This is a genomic window from Saccharomonospora iraqiensis subsp. iraqiensis, assembly GCF_000430445.1.
Lineage (GTDB): Bacteria > Actinomycetota > Actinomycetes > Mycobacteriales > Pseudonocardiaceae > Saccharomonospora > Saccharomonospora iraqiensis.
On the sequence record NZ_KE387030.1, the window covers coordinates 13827 to 16754 of the forward strand.

At 74.5% G+C, this 2928-nt stretch carries 4 protein-coding genes; all 4 read right to left on the reverse strand.

Annotation, left to right across the window (positions count from 1 at the left end; translation table 11 throughout):
- Positions 1–28: 28 nt before the first annotated feature.
- A complete protein-coding gene (locus ACTIR_RS0100575) occupies positions 29–640 on the reverse strand; it encodes a CDP-alcohol phosphatidyltransferase family protein (protein WP_026452830.1) in 612 nt (203 codons plus the stop codon).
- Positions 641–674: 34 nt separating this feature from the next.
- Positions 675–971, reverse strand: coding sequence for a hypothetical protein (locus ACTIR_RS0100580; protein ID WP_233345788.1), 297 nt, complete (start codon positions 969–971; stop codon positions 675–677).
- 265 nt (positions 972–1236) lie between these two features.
- Complete coding sequence (locus ACTIR_RS0100585) at positions 1237–2112, reverse strand: crotonase/enoyl-CoA hydratase family protein (RefSeq protein ID WP_026452832.1); 876 nt, start codon at positions 2110–2112, stop codon at positions 1237–1239.
- A gap of 50 nt (positions 2113–2162) precedes the next feature.
- On the reverse strand, positions 2163–2928 hold a 766-nt coding region (cobA, locus tag ACTIR_RS26120; protein ID WP_065388519.1), incomplete at its 5' end, for a uroporphyrinogen-III C-methyltransferase.

The window sequence follows — 2928 nt, forward strand, 5'->3', positions numbered from 1 at the left end:
CACCGACGGCGGGGGGACGGCGGCCCGGTCAGGTGGCGCGGCGCCCGCCGACCGCGGCCGCGACCTGCCAGACGTAGAGCGCCGCGGACCAGAGGTACAGCACCGCGCCCCAGGTGGTGAAGGCGTACGCGAACGGACGGGCGATCTCGGCGAAGGTCGAGTCACCCTGGGTGATCATCAACAACGGCAGCGCGTACATCAGCGTGAAGGTCGCGGCCTTGCCCACGTAGGTCACCTCGGGCGCGGCGAAGCCCGCGCGGCGCAGCACCACCAGCGCGATCCCGATGGCGATCTCCCGGGCGAACAGGGTGAGCACGATCGAGGCGGGCACGATGTCGCGCAGCAGGAAGGCCAGCAGTGCGGCCATGATGTAGAGCCGGTCGGCGGCCGGATCCAGGATCCGGCCGAGCCGGCTCGTCTGATCGAGCAACCGGGCGAGCTTGCCGTCCAGCCAGTCGGTGAATCCGCCGAACACCAGCAGGGCGAGCGCCCACCCGTCCTCCCGGGGCCCCAGCAGCAGCCACAGGAACACCGGCACCCCGGCGAGCCGCAGCAGCGACAGCAGGTTGGGGACGGTGAACAGTTCCCGTGCCAGCGACTTGACCTCACCGACGGTGCGGCCGGGCGGAGCTTTCGTCACCCGCTCACCGTAGCCGGACCCGGGGTCGCCCTGATCAGGTGGAGCGCCGATAGCTCCAGCCCCGCTTCCGGAGGTCCTCCCCGGTCAGTGCCTGGGGACGCCCGTGCCGGTCCCGTCCCATCCAGCGGGGTCTGCCGGAACCGCTCTCCAGGACGTAGGGGCGGCCCCGGCTCCAGACGACGCTGCACGGGGTGGTCGGTGGGGGCGCGGCGGCCCCCGTGGTGGCCCCCGTGGTGGCCTCGGCGTCCCCCGGGTCGGTGTCGCGCCGGGTGTCACCGCCGTGCCGGGTGTCACTGTCGTGTCGGGTGCCGCTGTCGTGTTCCGTGCTCATGGTGTCCTGCACTCGGTCGGTGCTCGTCCGCCGCCGCCCGGCGGATCCGCTGTGGGAGGGGTTGCCGGTGGGCGCGTCCGACACACCCGTGGGCGCCCACTCACCCGCGACCATCGACACGTCACGACACGCTGTTAACCCGCCCGGCGCACCTCCACCCGCGAACCCCCCGATCGGACGACACCCGGTCGCACCACGCCGGTGCGGTGGTGCCCGGGGACGGCGCACGCCCGTCCCCGGGCACCACCAAGTGCCGCGGGCCGGGTCACTCGCCGGTGAACTCCGCCTCCCGGCGCTCCAGGAACGCGCGCACCGCCTCGTCGAGGTCCCGGCTCGGCAGGAACGCGGCGTTCCAGGTGGCGACGTGCCGGAGTCCGTCCCGGATCTGCTGCTCGGTGTTCACCGAGAGCACGTCCTTGACCCCCTGCACGACCAGGGGCGGGTTCGCGGCGATCTCGCGGGCCGTGGACCGGGCCGCCTCCAGCACCGCCTCCCGGTCCGGGTACACGTCGTTGACCAGGCCGATCCGCTCGGCGCGGGCCGCGTCGACGTCGCGGCCGGTCAGGGCCAGTTCCCGGAGGTGGCCGTCGCCGATGATCGGGGCGAGCCGCTGCAGGCTGCCCATGTCCGCGACGATGGCCACCTTGACCTCCCGCACGCTGAAGGTCGCCTCCGCCGACGCCAGCCGCATGTCGGCCGCGGCGATCAGGTCGACCCCGCCGCCGATGCACCAGCCGGACACCGCGGCGATCACCGGTTTGCGGGTGCGGGCCACGGCGGTGACCGCGTCCTGCATCCGGCGCACCTCGTCGAGGAAGGCCCGGCGCGGCTTCGCCAGGGCGTCGCCGCCGAGGTACTCCGACCACTGCGGCAGCATCGCCGCGAGGTCGAGGCCGTAGGAGAAGTGCTTCCCGCTGCCGGTCAGCACGACCGCGCGGACCTCCGGGTCGGTGTCCAGCGCGTCGAAGACCTCCGGCAGCTCCCGCCAGAAGTCGGGGCCCATCGCGTTGCCCTTCCCGGGGCCGAGCAGGGTGACCTCGGCGACGTGCCCGGTGCGCTCGACGCGCATCGAGACGAGGTCGTCGAACGGGGTGCCGGTGTCGCTCTGGCCGGTGTCCGGGGTGTCGTCGGTGTCGCTCATGCCCGCCATCCTCGCCCACCCCGTCGCCCGCGCCGGGGGCGGGCCGACGATCACCCGGCGGGCGCCAGCCCGGCCACCGGGCCGATCACCGTGACCGCCGGGGGCCGTACCCCCGCCGCCGCGGCCTCGTCGGCGATCTTCTCCAGCGTGGACCGCACCACCTTCTGGGCCGGGACGGTGCCGTCCTGCACCACCGCGACGGGGGTGTCCCCCGGCCTGCCCGCCGCGATCAGCGCGTCGGCGAACCGTCCGATGCGTTCGACCCCCATCATCAGCACGACGGTGCCGCGCAGCCGCCCGAGCGCGTCCCAGTCCACCAGGCTGCGCTCGTCCCCGGGCGGCACGTGCCCGGACACGACCACGACCTCGTGGGTCACGCCGCGGTGGGTCACCGGGACGTCGGCCAGGGCGGGGGCGGAGAACGCGCTCGTGATCCCGGGCACCACGGTCACCGGGACGTCGGCCTCGGTGCAGGCCAGCAGCTCCTCGAAGCCGCGGCCGAAGACGTACGGGTCGCCGCCCTTGAGCCGGACGACGAACCGGCCCGCCCGGGCGTGCTCGATCAACGTGCGGTTGATCACCTCCTGGGCCGCGGCGCGTCCGTACGGGATCTTGGCCGCGTCCACGACCTCGACGTGCGGGGGCAGCTCGTCGAGCAGCTCCCGGGGGACCAGCCGGTCCGTCACGACCACGTCGGCGCGGGCGAGCAGTCTCCGGCCCCGGACGGTGATCAGCTCCGGGTCCCCGGGTCCGCCGCCCACGAGCGCGACGCCCGCGCGGGGGGTCTCCGGCGTGTCGGCCTCCGCCGTGTCCGCG

What these genes read in the sequence shown, in the direction of transcription:
- ACTIR_RS0100585 (WP_026452832.1), bottom strand. Translation starts at nt 2,112, where the DNA reads ATGAGCGACACCGACGACACCCCGGACACCGGCCAGAGCGACACCGGC.
- ACTIR_RS0100580 (WP_233345788.1), bottom strand. Translation starts at nt 971, where the DNA reads ATGAGCACGGAACACGACAGCGGCACCCGACACGACAGTGACACCCGG.